The sequence below is a fragment of the Singulisphaera photorubra genome, from assembly GCF_045290345.1.
Lineage (GTDB): Bacteria > Planctomycetota > Planctomycetia > Isosphaerales > Isosphaeraceae > Singulisphaera.
Genome location: NZ_CP155447.1, coordinates 4,049,575 through 4,065,532 on the forward strand (window position 1 = coordinate 4,049,575; position 15,958 = coordinate 4,065,532).

General features: G+C 60.8%; 13 protein-coding genes. 12 read left to right on the plus strand and 1 reads right to left on the minus strand.

Annotation, left to right across the window (positions count from 1 at the left end):
* Window positions 1-2 precede the first annotated feature (2 nt).
* The 9 genes from V5E97_RS15390 to V5E97_RS15430 all read left to right on the plus strand — a co-directional run bounded on the left by V5E97_RS15390 (window position 3) and on the right by V5E97_RS15430 (window position 10,759).
* Complete coding sequence (locus V5E97_RS15390; protein WP_406700189.1) at window positions 3-1,169, plus strand: glycosyltransferase family 4 protein; 1,167 nt, start codon at window positions 3-5, stop codon at window positions 1,167-1,169.
* Entirely contained in the window at window positions 1,162-2,295 is a 1,134-nt protein-coding gene (locus V5E97_RS15395) for a glycosyltransferase family 4 protein (RefSeq protein ID WP_406700190.1), read from the plus strand. The genes V5E97_RS15390 and V5E97_RS15395 overlap by 8 nt, the downstream gene beginning before the upstream one ends.
* On the plus strand, window positions 2,292-3,635 hold the full coding sequence (locus V5E97_RS15400) for an O-antigen ligase family protein (protein WP_406700191.1): 1,344 nt from the start codon (window positions 2,292-2,294) through the stop codon (window positions 3,633-3,635). Before V5E97_RS15395 ends, V5E97_RS15400 begins: the two co-directional genes overlap by 4 nt.
* A complete protein-coding gene (locus V5E97_RS15405; RefSeq protein WP_406700192.1) occupies window positions 3,632-4,786 on the plus strand; it encodes a glycosyltransferase family 4 protein in 1,155 nt (384 codons plus the stop codon). The genes V5E97_RS15400 and V5E97_RS15405 overlap by 4 nt, the downstream gene beginning before the upstream one ends.
* Window positions 4,770-6,062: a glycosyltransferase family 61 protein gene (locus V5E97_RS15410; RefSeq protein ID WP_406700193.1), complete on the plus strand. Its 1,293-nt coding sequence runs from the start codon at window positions 4,770-4,772 to the stop codon at window positions 6,060-6,062. The genes V5E97_RS15405 and V5E97_RS15410 overlap by 17 nt, the downstream gene beginning before the upstream one ends.
* Before the next feature lie 47 nt (window positions 6,063-6,109).
* Window positions 6,110-7,195, plus strand: a complete 1,086-nt coding sequence (locus V5E97_RS15415; protein WP_406700194.1) for a glycosyltransferase family 2 protein — start codon at window positions 6,110-6,112, stop codon at window positions 7,193-7,195.
* Complete coding sequence (locus V5E97_RS15420; RefSeq protein ID WP_406700195.1) at window positions 7,192-8,628, plus strand: phenylacetate--CoA ligase family protein; 1,437 nt, start codon at window positions 7,192-7,194, stop codon at window positions 8,626-8,628. The genes V5E97_RS15415 and V5E97_RS15420 overlap by 4 nt, the downstream gene beginning before the upstream one ends.
* A gap of 119 nt (window positions 8,629-8,747) precedes the next feature.
* Window positions 8,748-9,452, plus strand: a complete 705-nt coding sequence (locus V5E97_RS15425) for a sugar transferase (RefSeq protein WP_406700196.1) — start codon at window positions 8,748-8,750, stop codon at window positions 9,450-9,452.
* Between the two features lie 107 nt (window positions 9,453-9,559).
* On the plus strand, window positions 9,560-10,759 hold the full coding sequence (locus V5E97_RS15430; RefSeq protein WP_406700197.1) for a DegT/DnrJ/EryC1/StrS family aminotransferase: 1,200 nt from the start codon (window positions 9,560-9,562) through the stop codon (window positions 10,757-10,759).
* 82 nt (window positions 10,760-10,841) lie between these two features.
* On the opposite strand, the gene V5E97_RS15435 is transcribed toward V5E97_RS15430, so the two are convergent.
* Window positions 10,842-12,041: a glycosyltransferase 87 family protein gene (locus V5E97_RS15435; protein WP_406700198.1), complete on the minus strand. Its 1,200-nt coding sequence runs from the start codon at window positions 12,039-12,041 to the stop codon at window positions 10,842-10,844.
* Window positions 12,042-12,809: 768 nt separating this feature from the next.
* Between V5E97_RS15435 and V5E97_RS15440 the strand changes: the two genes are divergently transcribed.
* The 3 genes from V5E97_RS15440 to V5E97_RS15450 all read left to right on the plus strand — a co-directional run bounded on the left by V5E97_RS15440 (window position 12,810) and on the right by V5E97_RS15450 (window position 15,313).
* The gene (locus V5E97_RS15440; protein ID WP_406700199.1) at window positions 12,810-13,277 is read left to right on the plus strand and encodes a hypothetical protein; all 468 of its coding nucleotides are present in this window, start codon (window positions 12,810-12,812) and stop codon (window positions 13,275-13,277) included.
* 103 nt (window positions 13,278-13,380) lie between these two features.
* Window positions 13,381-14,397: a DUF1559 family PulG-like putative transporter gene (locus V5E97_RS15445; RefSeq protein WP_406700200.1), complete on the plus strand. Its 1,017-nt coding sequence runs from the start codon at window positions 13,381-13,383 to the stop codon at window positions 14,395-14,397.
* A 607-nt stretch (window positions 14,398-15,004) separates the two neighbouring features.
* A complete protein-coding gene (locus V5E97_RS15450) occupies window positions 15,005-15,313 on the plus strand; it encodes a hypothetical protein (RefSeq protein WP_406700201.1) in 309 nt (102 codons plus the stop codon).
* Window positions 15,314-15,958: the final 645 nt, after the last annotated feature.

Consider the following 15,958-nt stretch of genomic DNA (forward strand, 5'->3'; position numbering starts at 1 on the left):
CCTTGCGACTGGTCGTCTACTCGCACAAGCCGTGCTGGCCGAGCGCTTGCTCGCCGTCCGGGTTTGCCACCGACGGCGGTTTCCCCTTTCAGATGGCCGCCCTCTCGGAGCTTTTCGAGTCGACCTGCCTGGTCGTTCCCTGTTCGCCCCCGGAGGATCGGGTCGGTGGCGCCCCGTTGGTGGGGCATCACCTCTCGGTCGTCCCACTTTCCCCGATGCTCGGCAGGGGGATCATGCGTAAGCTCGGGTTTCCCTTCTGGGCTCTGGGCAACGGCCGGACCATCCTCAAGAGCTTTGGCTTGGCCGACGCGATCCACACTCCGATTCCAGGGGACGTCGGGACCGTTGGCATGGTGCTCGCGGCCGTCGGAGGAAAGCGGCTGTTCGTGAGGCATTGCGGCGACTGGTCCCGGCGGAAGACGGTTGCCGAACTGTTCTGGAGATGGTTCATCGAGTCCTTCGCGGATCGACGGAACCTGATGCTGGCAACCGGCGGGGCGGACTTGCCTCCCTCAGCGAGCAATCATGAGATTCAGTGGATTTTTTCCACGAGTCTGCGTGAGTCTGAACTCGTCGGCTGTGGTGTCGTCCACGAGCCCCCAGAAGATGGCCGGGCACGACTGATCATCGCCTGTCGCCAGGAGCGCGAGAAGGGGACGGGAGTTGTCCTCGAAAGCCTCCCCTTGATCTTGAACGACTTCCCGAGAGCCACGCTCGACGTGGTCGGTGATGGCGGGGCCCTGGTCGGCCTCCGGGAGCAGGCTCGTTCGCTGGGCCTGAACGGGTGCGTGACCTTTCACGGCAAGGTCGACCACGATCGGGTCACGGACCTATTCCGAGGGGCCGATCTGTTCTGTTACCCGACGTCCGCTTCGGAAGGCTTCCCCAAAGTCGTCCTGGAGGCCTTGGCCTGTGGCGTTCCCGTGGTGACGACACGCGTCTCCGTTCTTCCTCGGCTGATCGAGCAGGGGGGGGGCGTGTTGATCGAGGAGGCGACGCCCGCCGCCGTCGCTTCGGCTGTGAAGACCTGCCTCTCTCATGCGGAAAGCTATCGAGATCTGTCGCGACGGGCCGTTCAGACGGCAAGCCGGTACTCACTCGAGCGGTGGCGGGACACGATCGGCGACTTACTTCGGGAGCGGTGGGGACCGCTTCGAGCCCATGATTGAGCTCGCCGGGTTACGAATCGCCTTTATCGCGGGGACGCTCGGGCAGGGCGGGGCCGAGCGCCAGCTTTATTACATACTCGGAGCGTTACGCGAGTCAGGCGTCGCGGTGCGCTTGCTCTGCCTGACTCGTGGAGAGTATTGGGAGCGGCGGATCCGCGCGCTGGGCGTGCCGGTGGCCTGGGCCGGGGCCTCCGAGTGGAAAGCCGCCAGGCTCTATCGGATCATTGCGACCCTGGCCGAGGACTCACCGGATCTGATTCAGAGCCATCATTTTTATACGAATCTTTATGCTGAGGCGGCTGCCCGAGCGCTGGGAGCCCTTAGCGTCGGGGCGATCCGCAATGATGCACTCAGTGAAGTCCGGGCGAATGGGAGGATTCTTGGTCGTCTCAGCCTCCGGACTCCGCAGTGGATCGCCGCGAACTCCAGCGCGGGGATCCAAAACGCGATCGAACTCGGAGTTCCCTCTGGCCGGATCCGTCTTCTCTCGAATGTGGTGGACACCGAACAATTCTCTCCCCCGACGGTCGGTCGCGACAGTAACGTCGGCCAGCGCGCGGTGAGAATCCTCGCGGTGGGGCGATTGGAGCGGCAAAAGCGTTTCGACCGCCTGCTCGGCTTGCTCGCCCAACTGCGGAGTCGGACCACGTCGCGGTTCGTGGCTCGGATTGTGGGGGGCGGCTCGCTCGGTTCGGAACTCGAGGCCCAGGCGAACGCCTTTGGGCTGACGCCTGGGACCTTGCAATTTCAGCCCCCGACGGCGGAGATGGCCTCCTTTTATCGGACGGCTGACGTGCTGGTTTTGACGTCCGACTGGGAGGGCACGCCGAATGTGGTTCTTGAAGCCATGGCGTCGGGACTGCCCGTGATGGCAACCAAGGTTGGTGGGGTCGCGGACCTGATCCAGCACGGCCTGACCGGTCTGCTCGCAGCTCCCGACGATGAGCGGGGGATGCTCGAGAACTTATCCGCACTCGTCGAGAGTGCGCGGCTCCGAAATCAACTGGGCGCAAGCGCCCGAGACTTCGTGGTTGCCAACCATTCCATGGAGGGGCTCCCCAGGCAACTCCGGTCGTTCTACGGTTCGATTGCCGGGCGTCCCGGCTTTGGATGGCAAACGCCATGAGAGCACGAGCGGATTCGAAGTTTGAGAACCCGTGGTATCGATACGTCGAGACCCATTTCGGAGCTTATGTCCTCTTTCATGTCCTCTTGGCCTTGTTGATTCGAGGGTCTGCCCTCCTCTCAACCCTCTATTTCCTCGTGTTCTTCGGGGTGGCTTTGAGCCTCGCGGCCTCGAGGCGAGTCGAGGTCGCGGCGTTCGCCTGCTGCTACACCGCGGGGGCGGAAGTGCTTTGGCGGATGACCGGGGCAAGGATTCCCTGGGAGGCTGGGAAGTATGTCACATCGGCCATCCTCCTCGTTTCGATCGCCCGCTCCAGTCGGTGGCGATCGCCGGTTCTTCCATTTGTATACTTCGCCCTGTTGATTCCCTCGATCCTGTTCGTCATCACGATGTCGGATCTGGGCCGGATCCGACGAGACCTGAGTTTCAACCTGTCCGGTCCTTTCTCACTGATGGTCGTCGCCTGGTTTTTCTCGCGCCTCGAGATTCGTCGGTCGGAGCTTTTATGTCTGTTCAAAGTGCTCGTCGGTCCGGTGGCGGGAATCGCGGCCATCGCGCTGTATACGACCCTGACGGCGGCGAACTTGCGGTTCGGTCATGAGTCTCTCAAGATCACGAGTGGCGGTTTCGGCCCCAATCAGGTCTCCTCGGTTCTCGGCTTGGGTTGTCTGCTCTGCATCCTCCATGTCATCGAGCCGAGGCTCGGGGCCCGCCGGCGGATGCTCATGTTCCTCGTGGCTGTGCTCTTCGCCGTCCATAGTGCCTTGACCTTCTCCCGCTCGGGCCTCTATTTCGCCGGCATCGGGACGGCGCTTGCCGTTCTCTGTACGTGCGGCAATCTGGTGCGAATGCTGAGGATCACGTCGGTATGTATGGCCGTTCTGGCTGCGGGGTATCTTCTGATCGTGCCACAGCTGGATGCCTCGACCAATGGGGCCCTTGTGAAGCGGTTTGCTGATGCTGACTCGACCGGGCGCGACCAGCTCTTCGCCGCCGACTTGCAGGTCTGGTTGAATCACCCGATCCTCGGCGTGGGCCCCGGACAGTCGCGGCACGCGCACTTCAAACTGGGCCACGGTGGTGCGCTTGCCACCCATTCGGAGTACGCGCGGTTGCTCGCCGAACACGGCCTCTTCGGCCTCGTCTCGCTCGTGATCCTTCTGATCATGGGGATCCGCAACCTTTGCCAGGCCCGTACCGGCCACGCCGTGGGCTTGCTGTTGCCCGTCGTCGCGTGGGGACATCTGTTCCTGGTGACGAACGCCGCCCGGCTCGTGTCACCGTTTGCCCTGATCGGCCTGACCTTTGCGACTTTCACCGCGGAGCGTGATCGATCATGACACAGCGCGCGCTTTTTGTCGGGAATTTCTTCTCGGGAGTTCCCGGGACGCGGGGGCCGATCGAGGATCTCGTTTCATTGCTCCCCGCCACCGGCTGGTCGGCGATCACCACCTCGACCCGGCGCGGTCGGTTAGGCCGGCTTATTGACATGCTAAGAACAACCTGGATGAGGCGGCGTGAGTATTCGGTCGCTCACGTTGATGTTTACAGTGGTGCGGCCTTCGTCTGGGCCGAAGCCGTGTGCATCGCGTTGCGACGCGCAGGCAAGCCCTTTGTCTTGACGCTGCACGGCGGCAACCTGCCCGCGTTCGCCCGGCAGTGGCCAGGTCGCGTGCAACGGCTGCTCGGGGCGGCCGCAGCGGTCACGACCCCCTCGGGTTACCTCTGCTCCGAGATGTCATCCTACCGTGATGATATCTTGGTGTTGCCGAACTGCATCGATCTCCACGCCTATCGCTTCCGGCCGAGGCCTCAGCCTTCGCCTCGTCTGGTTTGGCTTCGGGCGTTTCACTCGATGTACAATCCCGAGTTAGCACCGAAGATCGTCAAGCTCCTCGAGTCCGATTACCCGCTCGTTCAGCTCACGATGATCGGGCCGGATAAGGGGGACGGCAGTCTCGAACGGACTCAGTGGTCGGCCAGGGAACTTGGGGTGAGCCACCGCATCAACTACCCCGGCGGGCTCCCTAAGTCCGATATCCCCGCACTTCTCGACCAGTACGACGTCTTTCTCAATACCACGGACGTCGATAACACGCCGGTCAGCGTCGTCGAGGCCTTGGCCTGCGGTCTCTGCATCATCAGTACGAACGTCGGGGGAATTCCGTACTTGCTCGACGACGGCCGCGATGCGCTCCTGGTCCCTGCACGCGATCCGCATTCCATGGCCGCTGCGCTCCGCCGCCTTTTGACCGAACCGGGACTCGCGGCTCGGCTCTCCCATCAGGCTCGTGCCAAGGCGGAAACCCTCGATTGGTCTGCCGTCCTTCCAAAGTGGAATGCCATCCTGACCGATTCGGCCCAGCGGCCCAATCGAGGGCTCGCAAGCCGCGGTGGCCAACTGCCGGCGGCCGATCATTCGGCCCTCTCGGAGAGTCGGATGGAGAATCAAGGTTCAACGGAGTCAGAGTCACATGACTCGACTTCTTAGTCTTTTACGATTCGCGGACCGGGCGCTTCTCACCCAGGCGGCCCGCGCGGCTGGGCGGGTGATTCGGGGACGAATCCGACACGTTCTCGTTCCGCCTTTGTCGCGGGCGTTCAAGTCGCCTTACCTCGCAAACTCCGCACTTCATGCCACTCCGGAACGCTATGGCGTCGTCGAATACGGTTGCGGCGAGACAATCACCGTCCCGCGGCCGCCTGATTCGGGTGAGCTCCCGGGCTCCTTTGTCAAGCGGGTCGGGACCTGGAATCTCAGCAGACCCTGGTATGCGCTGATAGCTGACGCGCGACTGCTCGGTCCGACCGCGCTCGCTTATACGGCTGAGAACGCGATCGTGGGCGAGTCGATCATCCCGGAGAACTATGCGGTTCGCGGCGCACCGGTCACAACTCGCTCGGTCTGCCTGTCCGCGCTCCCCCCGTCTTGGTTTCCCAGGGTCGACGAAGCCTGTTCGATGGTGGGGCCGTGGAGCCAGAGTTACTTCGAGTGGTTGGTGGAATTCCTCCCCCGCCTGCGGGCCGTGGAGCACTTTAGGGAGTGTACCGGCCGCCGTCTCAAGATCATCATCGACGCGAAACCGACCCCTTGGCAGTGGGAATCTCTGCAATTGCTGGGATTCACACCCGACGACTTGATCGTTTGGAATGGGCGGGCTGCACGGGTCGGTTTGCTACTCGTTCCCTCGTTTCCGCGCAGGCTCTGTGAACCCGGACGAGCGATCAGCCTGGTCTCTCCCGAGGCGCTCCGTTGGACGCGCGACTCGATCCTCTCCAAGCTCCCGCCCGCCAGTGAGGACGGGCCCAGGCGGGTCCTGATCTCCCGTCGCAAAGCACCCGGGCGAAGAGTGGTCAACGAAGACGAGGTGATGGGCCTTCTCTCTCGGTTCGGGTTTGTGAGTCGGGTGCTCGAAGACCTCTCATTCACCGAGCAAGTCCGGCTTTTCGCGAAGGCCAGGTGCGTCGTCGCGCCCCACGGCGCCGGCCTCGCCAACATGACCTTCTCACGCGAGTTACGCGTGGTTGAGCTCTATGGCTCGTACGTCAACCCGAGCTTCTTCACCCTGGCGGCGAGCTTGAACTTCCGGTACGGCTGCCTCAGGTGCGAATCCATTCGTTCGATTCACCCGAAGCGAGATGATTTGAAGATCGACATCATCAAGCTCGAGAGACTTCTCGGAGAAATCGAGGCCGGGTGCCGTTCGCAGTTGTTGCAGGCCTCGGGAGAACGCCGAGATCATGAGGCAATTTTCGGTCCGGGATGAATTTTGAGCCTTGAAGTCGGATCCCGACCCATGGAGGTCGAACTGCCATGCTCGAAGCAAGCATGCGACCGGACGGAATCGTGTCCGTGGTCGTCCCCTGCCGCAACGAGGCCGGCCGAATCGACAAGTTTCTCCGGCACCTGCTCACCCAGGAGGATGCTTCTGGAGGGCAAATTTATGAATACTTGATCGCGGATGGAATGAGTGATGACGGAACGCGGGAGACGATCCAGGCGGTCGCCGATCACGATCCGCGGGTGATCCTCATCGATAATCCCGATCGCTTTGTGTCGAGTGGCCTCAACGCGGCGATCCGGGCCGCGAAGGGGGGGATCATCGTCAGGATGGATGTTCATACGGAATACGCCTCGAATTACATCAAGGAGTGCGTGGATACCCTGGTAACGACCGGCGCGGATAATGTCGGGGGCCCCTGGGTGGCTCGCGGGGACCGGTACATCTCGCGAGCGATCGCGGCCGCCTTCCGATCGCCCTTCTCCGCCGGGGGCGCACCCTGCCATGACCCCGAACACAACGGGCCTGTCGACACGATTTACCTGGGTTGCTGGCTCAAGAGCGTCTTTGCCCGAATCGGCCTCTTCGACGAGGAACTTGTTCGCGACCAGGACGATGAATTCAACCTCCGCTTGGTCCGGTCGGGTGGAAGGCTCTGGCAATCGCCTCGGATCCAGAGCTGGTATTGTCCCCGTTCCTCGCTCTCGGCCCTCTTCCGGCAATACCGCCAGTATGGTTACTGGAAGGTCCGCGTCATCCAGAAGCACCGGCGTCCGGCCTCACTTCGTCACCTCGTGCCGGTTCTGTGCCTCGCCGTTGCGGCCACCGGCTGGGTGGCGGGGTTGGTGCATTGGTCCCTGGGCCTGCTTTATGTCGGATTACTGGGTTTTTACGGGTTGCTCAGCCTGGGATTTTCGGCCCGGGCGGCCTACACGTCCGGACGAGAATTACTGCCGATTTTGCCCGTGGTTTTTTTCCTGTTTCACGCGGGTTACGCCTTGGGCTTTGCCGCGGGGCTGCTGGACTTTGTGGTCTTTCACCGCGGCGTTCGCCCGGCGATGACGGTCTTGACTCGGCCCCTTGAGAACGCCGCTCTCAGGAAAGTGATGCCGCCATGACACCTGGTCAACTGGCTCTCTATCACAAGCTTCCTTACCCACTTCGCGTCCTGGCCGCCACGGCCCGGGGCCATGTTCTCCGCCAGAGGCGTTACGGACCGGAATCCGACCAACTCGTTGCCGAGGCTCTCGAGCGAGAGTCGTGGAGCGCGAAGCGGTGGGACGACTGGCAGCGCGAGCGCCTGGGACTCGTCCTTCACCGCGCGGCGACCCAAGTCCCTTATTATCGAGAACTCTGGGCGAGCCGGCGACGACGCGGGGACCATCGCTCCTGGGACGACCTGGCGAACTGGCCGCTCCTGGAAAAAGGCGCCTTGCGCGCGTCGCCCGCGGCATTCGTCGCTGACGATTGTGACCCACGACGGATGATCCTCGAACAGACCAGCGGATCGACGGGGACACCCCTCGAACTGTGGTGGAACCGCGCCATGGTCCGATCCTGGTACGCCCTCTTTGAAGCCCGATTGCGGGTCTGGAACGGCGTGTCTCGCCACACCCGCTGGGCCATTGTGGGGGGCCAGGTGGTTGCTTCGGTAAAGAGTCGCCGGCCGCCGTTCTGGGTCTGGAACCAGGCGCTTAACCAACTCTATATGTCGGCGTTTCACCTCGCGCCCGACCTCGTGGCGGATTACCTCGATGCGCTGCGGCGGTATCGCATTCGCTATCTGCTCGGTTACACGTCCGCACTCTACGAACTGGCCCTTGGCATGTTGGCCGAGAAGCGGGACGACCTCGGCATGACCGTCATTCTGGCCAATGCCGAACCGGTCTTCGATTACCAACGTCAGGCAATTGAGGCCGCCTTCCGATGCCCGCTCCGAGAAACGTATGGCATGTCGGAGGCCGTGGCCGCGGCAAGCGAGTGCCCCGCCGGACGGCTCCACCTTTGGCCCGAGGTGGGGTGGCTCGAGGTAATCGGCGACGAAGCCGGTGCTGAAGACGGGAGTGGGGAGTTGGTCACTACGGGCCTGCTCAACCTCGACATGCCCTTGATCCGTTACCGGGTCGGCGATCGTGGTCGGCTCGCTGCCAGCGGGGGAATCTGCCCGTGCGGTCGAACCCTTCCGATCCTTGACTCGGTCGAGGGCCGAGTCTCCGACATCCTCTACATGGCCGATGGCCGAGCGGTCGGGCGACTGGATCCCGCGCTCAAATCTCACCTTCCGGTCCTCGAGACGCAGATCATTCAGGAGACTCCAGAGCGAATCGTCGTCAAGTTGATTCCCGCGGCAGACTATACCCCGGAGGGGGGGGCGATGATTGTCTCGCAGCTTCAGACGCGACTCGGAGCCGTCGAGATCGTCCTGGAACCGGTCGATTCGATTCCTCGCACGGCCAACGGGAAATTCCAGTCGGTGATCTGCAAGTTGACTCCTGAGCAGAAAGTCTTCCAGAGGCGGTCGGAATTCGAGAATCTCAGAATGAATCAATGAAACGAAGCATGAGAATTTATGACTTTGGTTCGTAGCCCGAGCAGGGAGTCGATAATGGAGTTCCCTCCAGTCCGCGGAGTTGCGGTTCCGGGAGCCGGGGCTGATCCCTCGGACAGGTGATGGTGAAACGAACCTTTGACCTGGTCGTGGCCATCCTGGCCCTTGTGTTGCTCATGCCCGTGCTGTTCCTCATCGCCGTTGCCGTCCGCTTGAGCTCTCACGGCCCGGTTTTGTTCAAGCAGATTCGGGTCGGCCGGGGTGGCCGGGATTTCATCCTTCTGAAATTCCGCACGATGAGCGTTCGAGCAGGGAGCGAGGCAGGGGCGTTCGACGCGGGAGACACCTCACGCGTGACGAGGGTCGGTGCGTTCCTCCGCGCGACCAAACTTGACGAACTCCCCCAACTCTGGAATGTCGTCCGGGGCGATATGTCACTCGTCGGGCCCCGACCTGAGGTGAGGATGTGGGTCTTCGTTGACAAAAATCGATGGTCGATGGTGCATTCAGTGAGACCTGGGATCACCGATCCGGCATCGCTCGTCTACCGTCACGAGGAGCGGTACCTTGCCTCCTGCCCTGACCCCGAGACGACGTACAGGGAGCAGATCCTGCCGAGGAAGCTGGATATGTACGAGGCCTATGTGCGGACCCGGACCTTTGCGGGTGATGTCTCGATCCTCTGGAGAACGGGGCTCGCCGTTGTCGGAGGTCTGCTCCGTGAGGTTGTGGGCCGACCTTCGATCGAGGCCGATCGCCCGGACGACCGGCAAGACTCGCCCTGTTGTGGCCAGGTGAGCACCCGCCAAGGGCCCATTCCACGGTGAGACTCCATCGAAGGGGGACGTGGACGAAGCGAGCTGATTTGGCGATCCGGCCACCGACATTCTCCAGACCGGGGGAACCGATATTATCCACTTGTGAAGGGGAAGTGATGACGACCAAGAGCCTGGCTCCCGCGCCGTTGCGGCGCATCCCGTTTTGCCGCGTTTCCTGTGACGGGAATGAACTGGCCTATGTCAAGGACGTACTGGAAAGCGGTTGGCTAACGACCGCGTCCAGAGCCCATGATTTTGAGCGACACTTCGCCGAGGCCGTCGGGGCACGGTTCGCCTGCGCCGTGAACTCCTGCACCTCGGCTCTGCACCTGGCACTTGAGGCGTTGGATGTGAAGCCGGGCGACGAGGTCATTGTGCCAACCATGACCTTCACGGCGACCGCCGAAGTTGTTCGCTACCTTGGTGCCGACCCGGTCCTGGTTGACGTCGAATATGGCACGGGCCTGATCACACCGGAAATCCTCCTCGACGCCGTCGAACATCACCCGCGTGCGAAGGCGTTGATGGTGGTCCACTATGCCGGGCAACCGGCTTTGATGCTTGGCGGGAACGGTCGCGCTGGCATCCTCGACATCTGCCGTCGATCGGGGCTCCGGGTGGTTGAAGACGCGGCCCACGCCTTCCCGACGCGTTGTGAGTCCCTGATGATCGGAGGGATTGGTGACGCGACCTGCTTCAGCTTCTACGCGAACAAGACGATCACGACGGGTGAAGGCGGGATGCTGACGACCAACAACCCGGCGATCGACGCCCGAGTGCGGGTGATGCGGCTCCACGGGATCGACCGGGATATTTGGAGCCGGTTCACCGAGGCAACGCCCTCCTGGGAGTACGACGTTGTGGCCCCCGGCTTCAAATACAATATGCCGGACATCAATGCGGCCATCGGCTTGGCCCAGTTGGAGCGGGCCGCCCTGATGCGCGACCGGCGGCAACGGCTCGCGACCCATTACTTTGAGCGATTGGCCGGCCTGGAGGACATTGACCTGCCGATCGTCCGCGTCCCGTTCGAAGACCATGCCTGGCATCTCTTCGTGCTGGTTGTGCGGCCGACAGCCAAGCTCTGCCGGAACCGTTTGATCGAGATTCTCACGGAGCGGGGGATCGGTACCTCGGTTCCCTACAAGCCGCTCCACCGGCTCAGCTACTACCGCGATCACTATCCGCTCAGTCCGGCGGATTTCCCCGAAGCGGAGCGGATCTGGTCGGGATGCCTGGCCCTTCCGCTCTACCCGTCGCTGACCGAGGAAGACCAGGATTATCTCTGCGATATTCTGATCGAACTTCTGGGATGATTTCGCCAGCCCACGGGCCGCCACAGTCCGCGTCGAGGGCATCGCCGCCCGAGGCGGAGACCAATGGGATTCGGACCTGCTTTCAGGGAGGCGTCGGACGGGAACCCGTCGGTCCCGGCCGCAGCGTTCTGTCGCGGGCCAACAAATAGGCAAGCCCCCATGCCCAGACCGAGACCTTGAAGTATCCAAAGTACGCGTTCTCGGAGACAGAGGGGGGGGCCCAGAAGAGGATGGCAGCCAGCAAGAACATGGCGGAGCTACCGGAGCGACGGTCTCTGAGGGCAAGCTCGCCAAGCGCAATCAGGAGAAAGACGAGCATGACATCGTCGTACGCGCGATGCACCGTCCAGAAGTAGCCCATCGTGGACGCGATCGCGAGTTGGATGAACGCCTGCGAGTCGCGAAAGATCCAGGTTAATACGAAACAGAAACCAAGGCCGGTGACCGCCGTGCCGACCATGGCAACGGACTCCGGAATCTCGCAGAGCAGGGCGATGTTGACAGGACCGTAGGCTGTCGAACCGCCGGTCCCACCGCCAGCCCGGGCGCTGTCGAGCATCTGCAAGAGCATCGTGAACGGGTCGGAACCGGTCATCCACCAGATGACCCCGCTCGCGATCAGCACATAGAGGCCGGCCACCCCGATCGTAACCCATCGCCGTCGCGCTCCGAGCATGAAAAGATAAGGGGCGGAAATACTGGGCTTCACCAGGGAAATCCCGTAGAGCATCCCCCCCAAGACAGGCCGATCGAGCCGGTTGCAATCGGCCATCGCCACGATCAAGGCGTTGACGATGAGCCCGTACTGGGCGGTACCCAGCGCGAACGAATTCCCGCCCATGGCCAAGACCGAAGTCGCCATGCCAATCGCAGGCAAACGGCCGTGGGGGCGGATCACTCGAAAGGCGAAATGGGCGATCACACCCAGGGAGATTCCGTTGAGCAAGGCGAAATAGATCTTGGTCATCGACCAGGGAATGACCGGCACAAGAAAAAGGTTGGTGAAATAGGCCCATGGGGGATAGCCTCCGCCTCCCGCGCTCAGGTCAATAGCCGGGTCGATCTCGATTTGCGTTGCACCGGTATACCCTCTGAGCACTTCGTACACTAAATTCGGATTCGTACGCTTCAGAATATATTGTTGTTCTTTGTAACGGAGCCGCAGATCGTTCGAACCACGAGGCAACCAAAGCGCATTGCGATAGCCATGAATAATATAGGAAATTGACAAAATGAGCGTGACGATCGTGAGGTATTTGATGGTTGAGGATTTGGCAGGCATGGTATTTCACGACCCGGAAAGGTTGCGATCCTCAAGATCGGACACGCCCTGAAGTGGTCGACCCATGTCCATCCACTCGCGATCTTGTCCCGCGTCGCTTCGAGAAGTCCCTTGCCATCGCGATGCACGCAATCTGACGGATCCGAATCATCGTATCCTTGGAGGGCACGCCCCGAAACCTCACGATCGAATTTAAGACCGAGGGATTCCCCAAGCGGCCATGCCCCCCCCCCATTTCTTTGCGGAGGGTCATGGCTGTTTGGCTTTGTCGTGTCCACAGGGGCGTGATCGGAATCTCGGGAGTAATAGTCTAGGAATATCTACATAGACGTGGATTAAGAAATCTGCGTGTGATGATGCAATGGCCTTGTTGGTTCGCGTCGCCCGACGCATCCAACGCGGTCGGTTCATGGATTTCAATGCGTGCATGGCACGGGTGGCCTTTGCTGTGAACCAAGGAGAATGGTGGAAGCAGAATGGAATCCAAGAATACGACATAGATGAAAGAATTAGAGGAATTCACGCATGGTATCATGGTTTCGGTCGATGATTCGAATTGAAGGGAAACCTCAGATTTCACCTAATATCTTCGCTGATTAAATCATGATTTGCGAAGAGTTGACCCTTGACTGGTTGGTGTTCGTGTATTAGAAAAACATAAGCCTCTCACTATGCCCGCTCAGGGATCAAAGACGCGAATTCAAGATGCGTCGATTTAGCAATGGAATGCGACGGCGCTCCAACCCGCCTATCGAGGTCCTGATAGTGATGTTGAACCACGCACGGACTGGATCGATTGTCTTCGCTGGTTTCGCCACGCTCACGTTGTCCACTCACTTGGTGGGCTGTGGCAGTGCTGACAACCTGCCGCGTGAATCGGTTTCGGGATCGGTGGCCATCGAGGGTAAGCCGCTCGCCAAGGGGCTCATCACCTTTCTTCCTTCCGACTCCGAGATTCCCACCCAGGGGGGGGGAGTCATTGTCGACGGCAAGTATTCGATTCCGAAAGATCAGGGCCTGGTTCCCGGCAAGTATAAGATCGTGATCAGTTCGACGGGCGACAAGCCGGAAACGGTCGTGGACAAGACCAACGACATGCCCGGTATGCCTCCGGTCCTGGCCAAAGAGGCGATCCCGTCGCAATACAATAAGGAGTCGCTCTTGACGGCCGACGTGAAGTCCGGCGGCAAGAATGTCTACGAATTCAACCTGACCAGCGCTTCCGTGGGGAAATAACAGTCAAGCTGCGTTCATAACGGTTCGGTCTCGACCCTATCGTTATGTTTGTTCGATGTGTCGTTTTGTTCTCCTCTCCCGGTTCCTTTCAGGAGAATCGTTTATGAGGAAACAGCGTGTTGGTTTCACCCTCATCGAATTATTGGTTGTCATCGCGATCATCGCGGTTCTGATCGCCCTGCTGCTCCCAGCCGTGCAAGCGGCGCGCGAGGCGGCACGCCGGTCGCAATGCGTCAACAACCTGAAACAGATCGGGTTGGCGATGCATAACTACGAGAGCAGCAATAATTCGCTGCCACCCGGTCAAAAGTCGTGCTGCTGGGGGACGTGGCTGGTGTTCCTTCTTCCTCAAGTTGAACAACAAGCACTCTTCAATGCCTGGAACTTCGGCGGCGATCTCATCTACTACCAAGGCCAGTATGATGCTCCCTTGCGCTACGGTGGCGTCGCCAACGGCACGGTGACTTCATCTCGAGTGAATGCGTATATGTGCCCAAGCGATGGTAGTGCCACAAGCTTGACGGGGATTGGGCCGACGGTGGGCACCATCAAGTACAACGTGACGTCGCAGAACTACGTCGTCAACTACGGCAACTTGCACACAGCGCAACCGGCCTCCTTTGATTTCGGCGGCATTACCTACGTGTTCGGTGGAGCTCCGTTCACCGACATGAATACTCCCGCTGCCGGCATGGGAGGGCAGAAGGTCATTGGTTTCTCCGGCATCTCGGATGGGCTGAGCAATACTCTGCTCACGTCGGAGATCGTTGTCGGGACAGGAACCGGGGGTCAGTATAGCGCGTCGTACGATCTCCGCGGTTTTTCCTGGTGGGGAAGTGCCGCGAGTTTCACAAGTTGGCTGGCACCCAACTCCACGCTCCCCGACGTGCCCGAGAGCCAGGCGTATTGCGTTTACCCTTATCAGTCAAATCCACCCTGCGTTGCACCGACCGCCACCTTGCCCAGGCTTAACGGAGTCCGGAGCCGGCATTCCGGCGGTGTGAATGCCACGATGGGCGATGGCTCCGTCCGGTTCATCAAGAACTCGATCGGTCTCCCCGTCTGGCGTGCGCTCTCGACGACGAGGGGCAGCGAGGTGGTCAGCGCCGACTCCTACTGAGTTGAGTGAGGGATCGGCCGGGATTAAGTTTCGACAGGCCGAACTGAGTCGGCATGAAATTTTGGTCTTGGATGGGCGGGCAAAGCGCAGCGTGCCCGCCCATCCATTTCATGAATTCAGGAGGTTCGACTCGGCCTGTTCATGAACTCCTGGGGCATTCCCGTTGATCTTGAACGAGAGCTCCGTGTCGGTTCGTCGGCCCCAAGCGACGAACCGACACGGAGCTTTCTCATTTGCAAATCTGGTTCGGCCGCGGTCGGGCCGTCGACTTGAAGTTTTGGCTGACCCAAGGCAACCGACATTTTCACGAATCCTCGATCTCCTGAGGACGACAGGCCGTTGTCACCGAGTCGGCGTTTGCGGTATTGTGGGCGTGGATTGCGGGCCCAGAACTCTCGCGTACGAACGCCAGCAGGTAGATCGCGGCGCAAAAGGTTCCCTCGAGCGGCCGGAATCAACACGCGGTTGAGGGACCTAGTGAGATGAGGATGTTATGAATTCCTTAAGGAAAAATCCCCAAGGGCCTCACGGTCCCTTGCAGGAGGGCCCGTCGCCATCGCTGGTACAAAGAGACGTGGAGTGGCAGTGTGCGGCACGACATTTGACGGTGGCGGCATGGGAATTAGCCAACGACCCCACCACGTCTCCAGACCTCGCCCTGCGCTACGCCGCGGCCGAGGTCCAATTCCGGACCCAAGTCTACAACTTATCGGGAATTCTCCGGGCTCATCCTCCTGAAGGCCCGGTCGTGCGGCTGTCCGATCAAGCACCCATCCCCGTGGTCATGCTCTTGGCCGACATCATTCGCCGAGACCCACGGAGTATTCCCCACCGCTCGATCGACCGCGAGTTAGTGCACGGAGCCAAAGAACTGTTGTGTGGAATCAGTTGGAAGTTATGTCAAGAGGCTGATTGATTGATTGATTGATTGATGGGCCAGCTCGAGCCTCGGCTTCACGACGGGTTATCATCCGGCAGTATCCTAATCGAGGAATGCGGCTTCGGCTCGGGAACGTGATCGAGATCGTGCCACGCTCTCTTGTTTCGCCACTTCTGACGTCTGATCCGCCTACGACTTTCCCGGAACCTGTTTCACCCGGTTGCTCAGCCCTGCTTCGGTATTGGTCGGCTCACCGCCGATCTGGTTCGCGTGAAGGTCTCAAAACAATCCGACTGCCGGAGCAACTGGCCTCGAGTCGTCGTCGACTTACTTGAGGCCATCACACCCTGCTCGAACGTGCCAGGGGCCGTCCCCACGCAAGCGGCCGAGGGAACGTCGACCGCCCCTGAGGGCCGCGTTCTCAGGAGCTCAGGCCAGTCAGGCGAGAGCGATGCACCTATGGGATGCGCACATTCTGCCCCCCTCACTTTCGCTTGGCCGCGAAGCGAGAGCTCGCCCAGACCTTGAACAGTGACCTTGCAGGTCGATGGTGATTTTCGCATGCCAGTGCCTCTGGGTGGATTGTAACCCGAGCCATGGCTGGCATGCATGATACAACCCAATGAGATGAGTCGAATCAGTTGAATCTGAATAGATTTATTGACACCCGTGTCTCCTGCG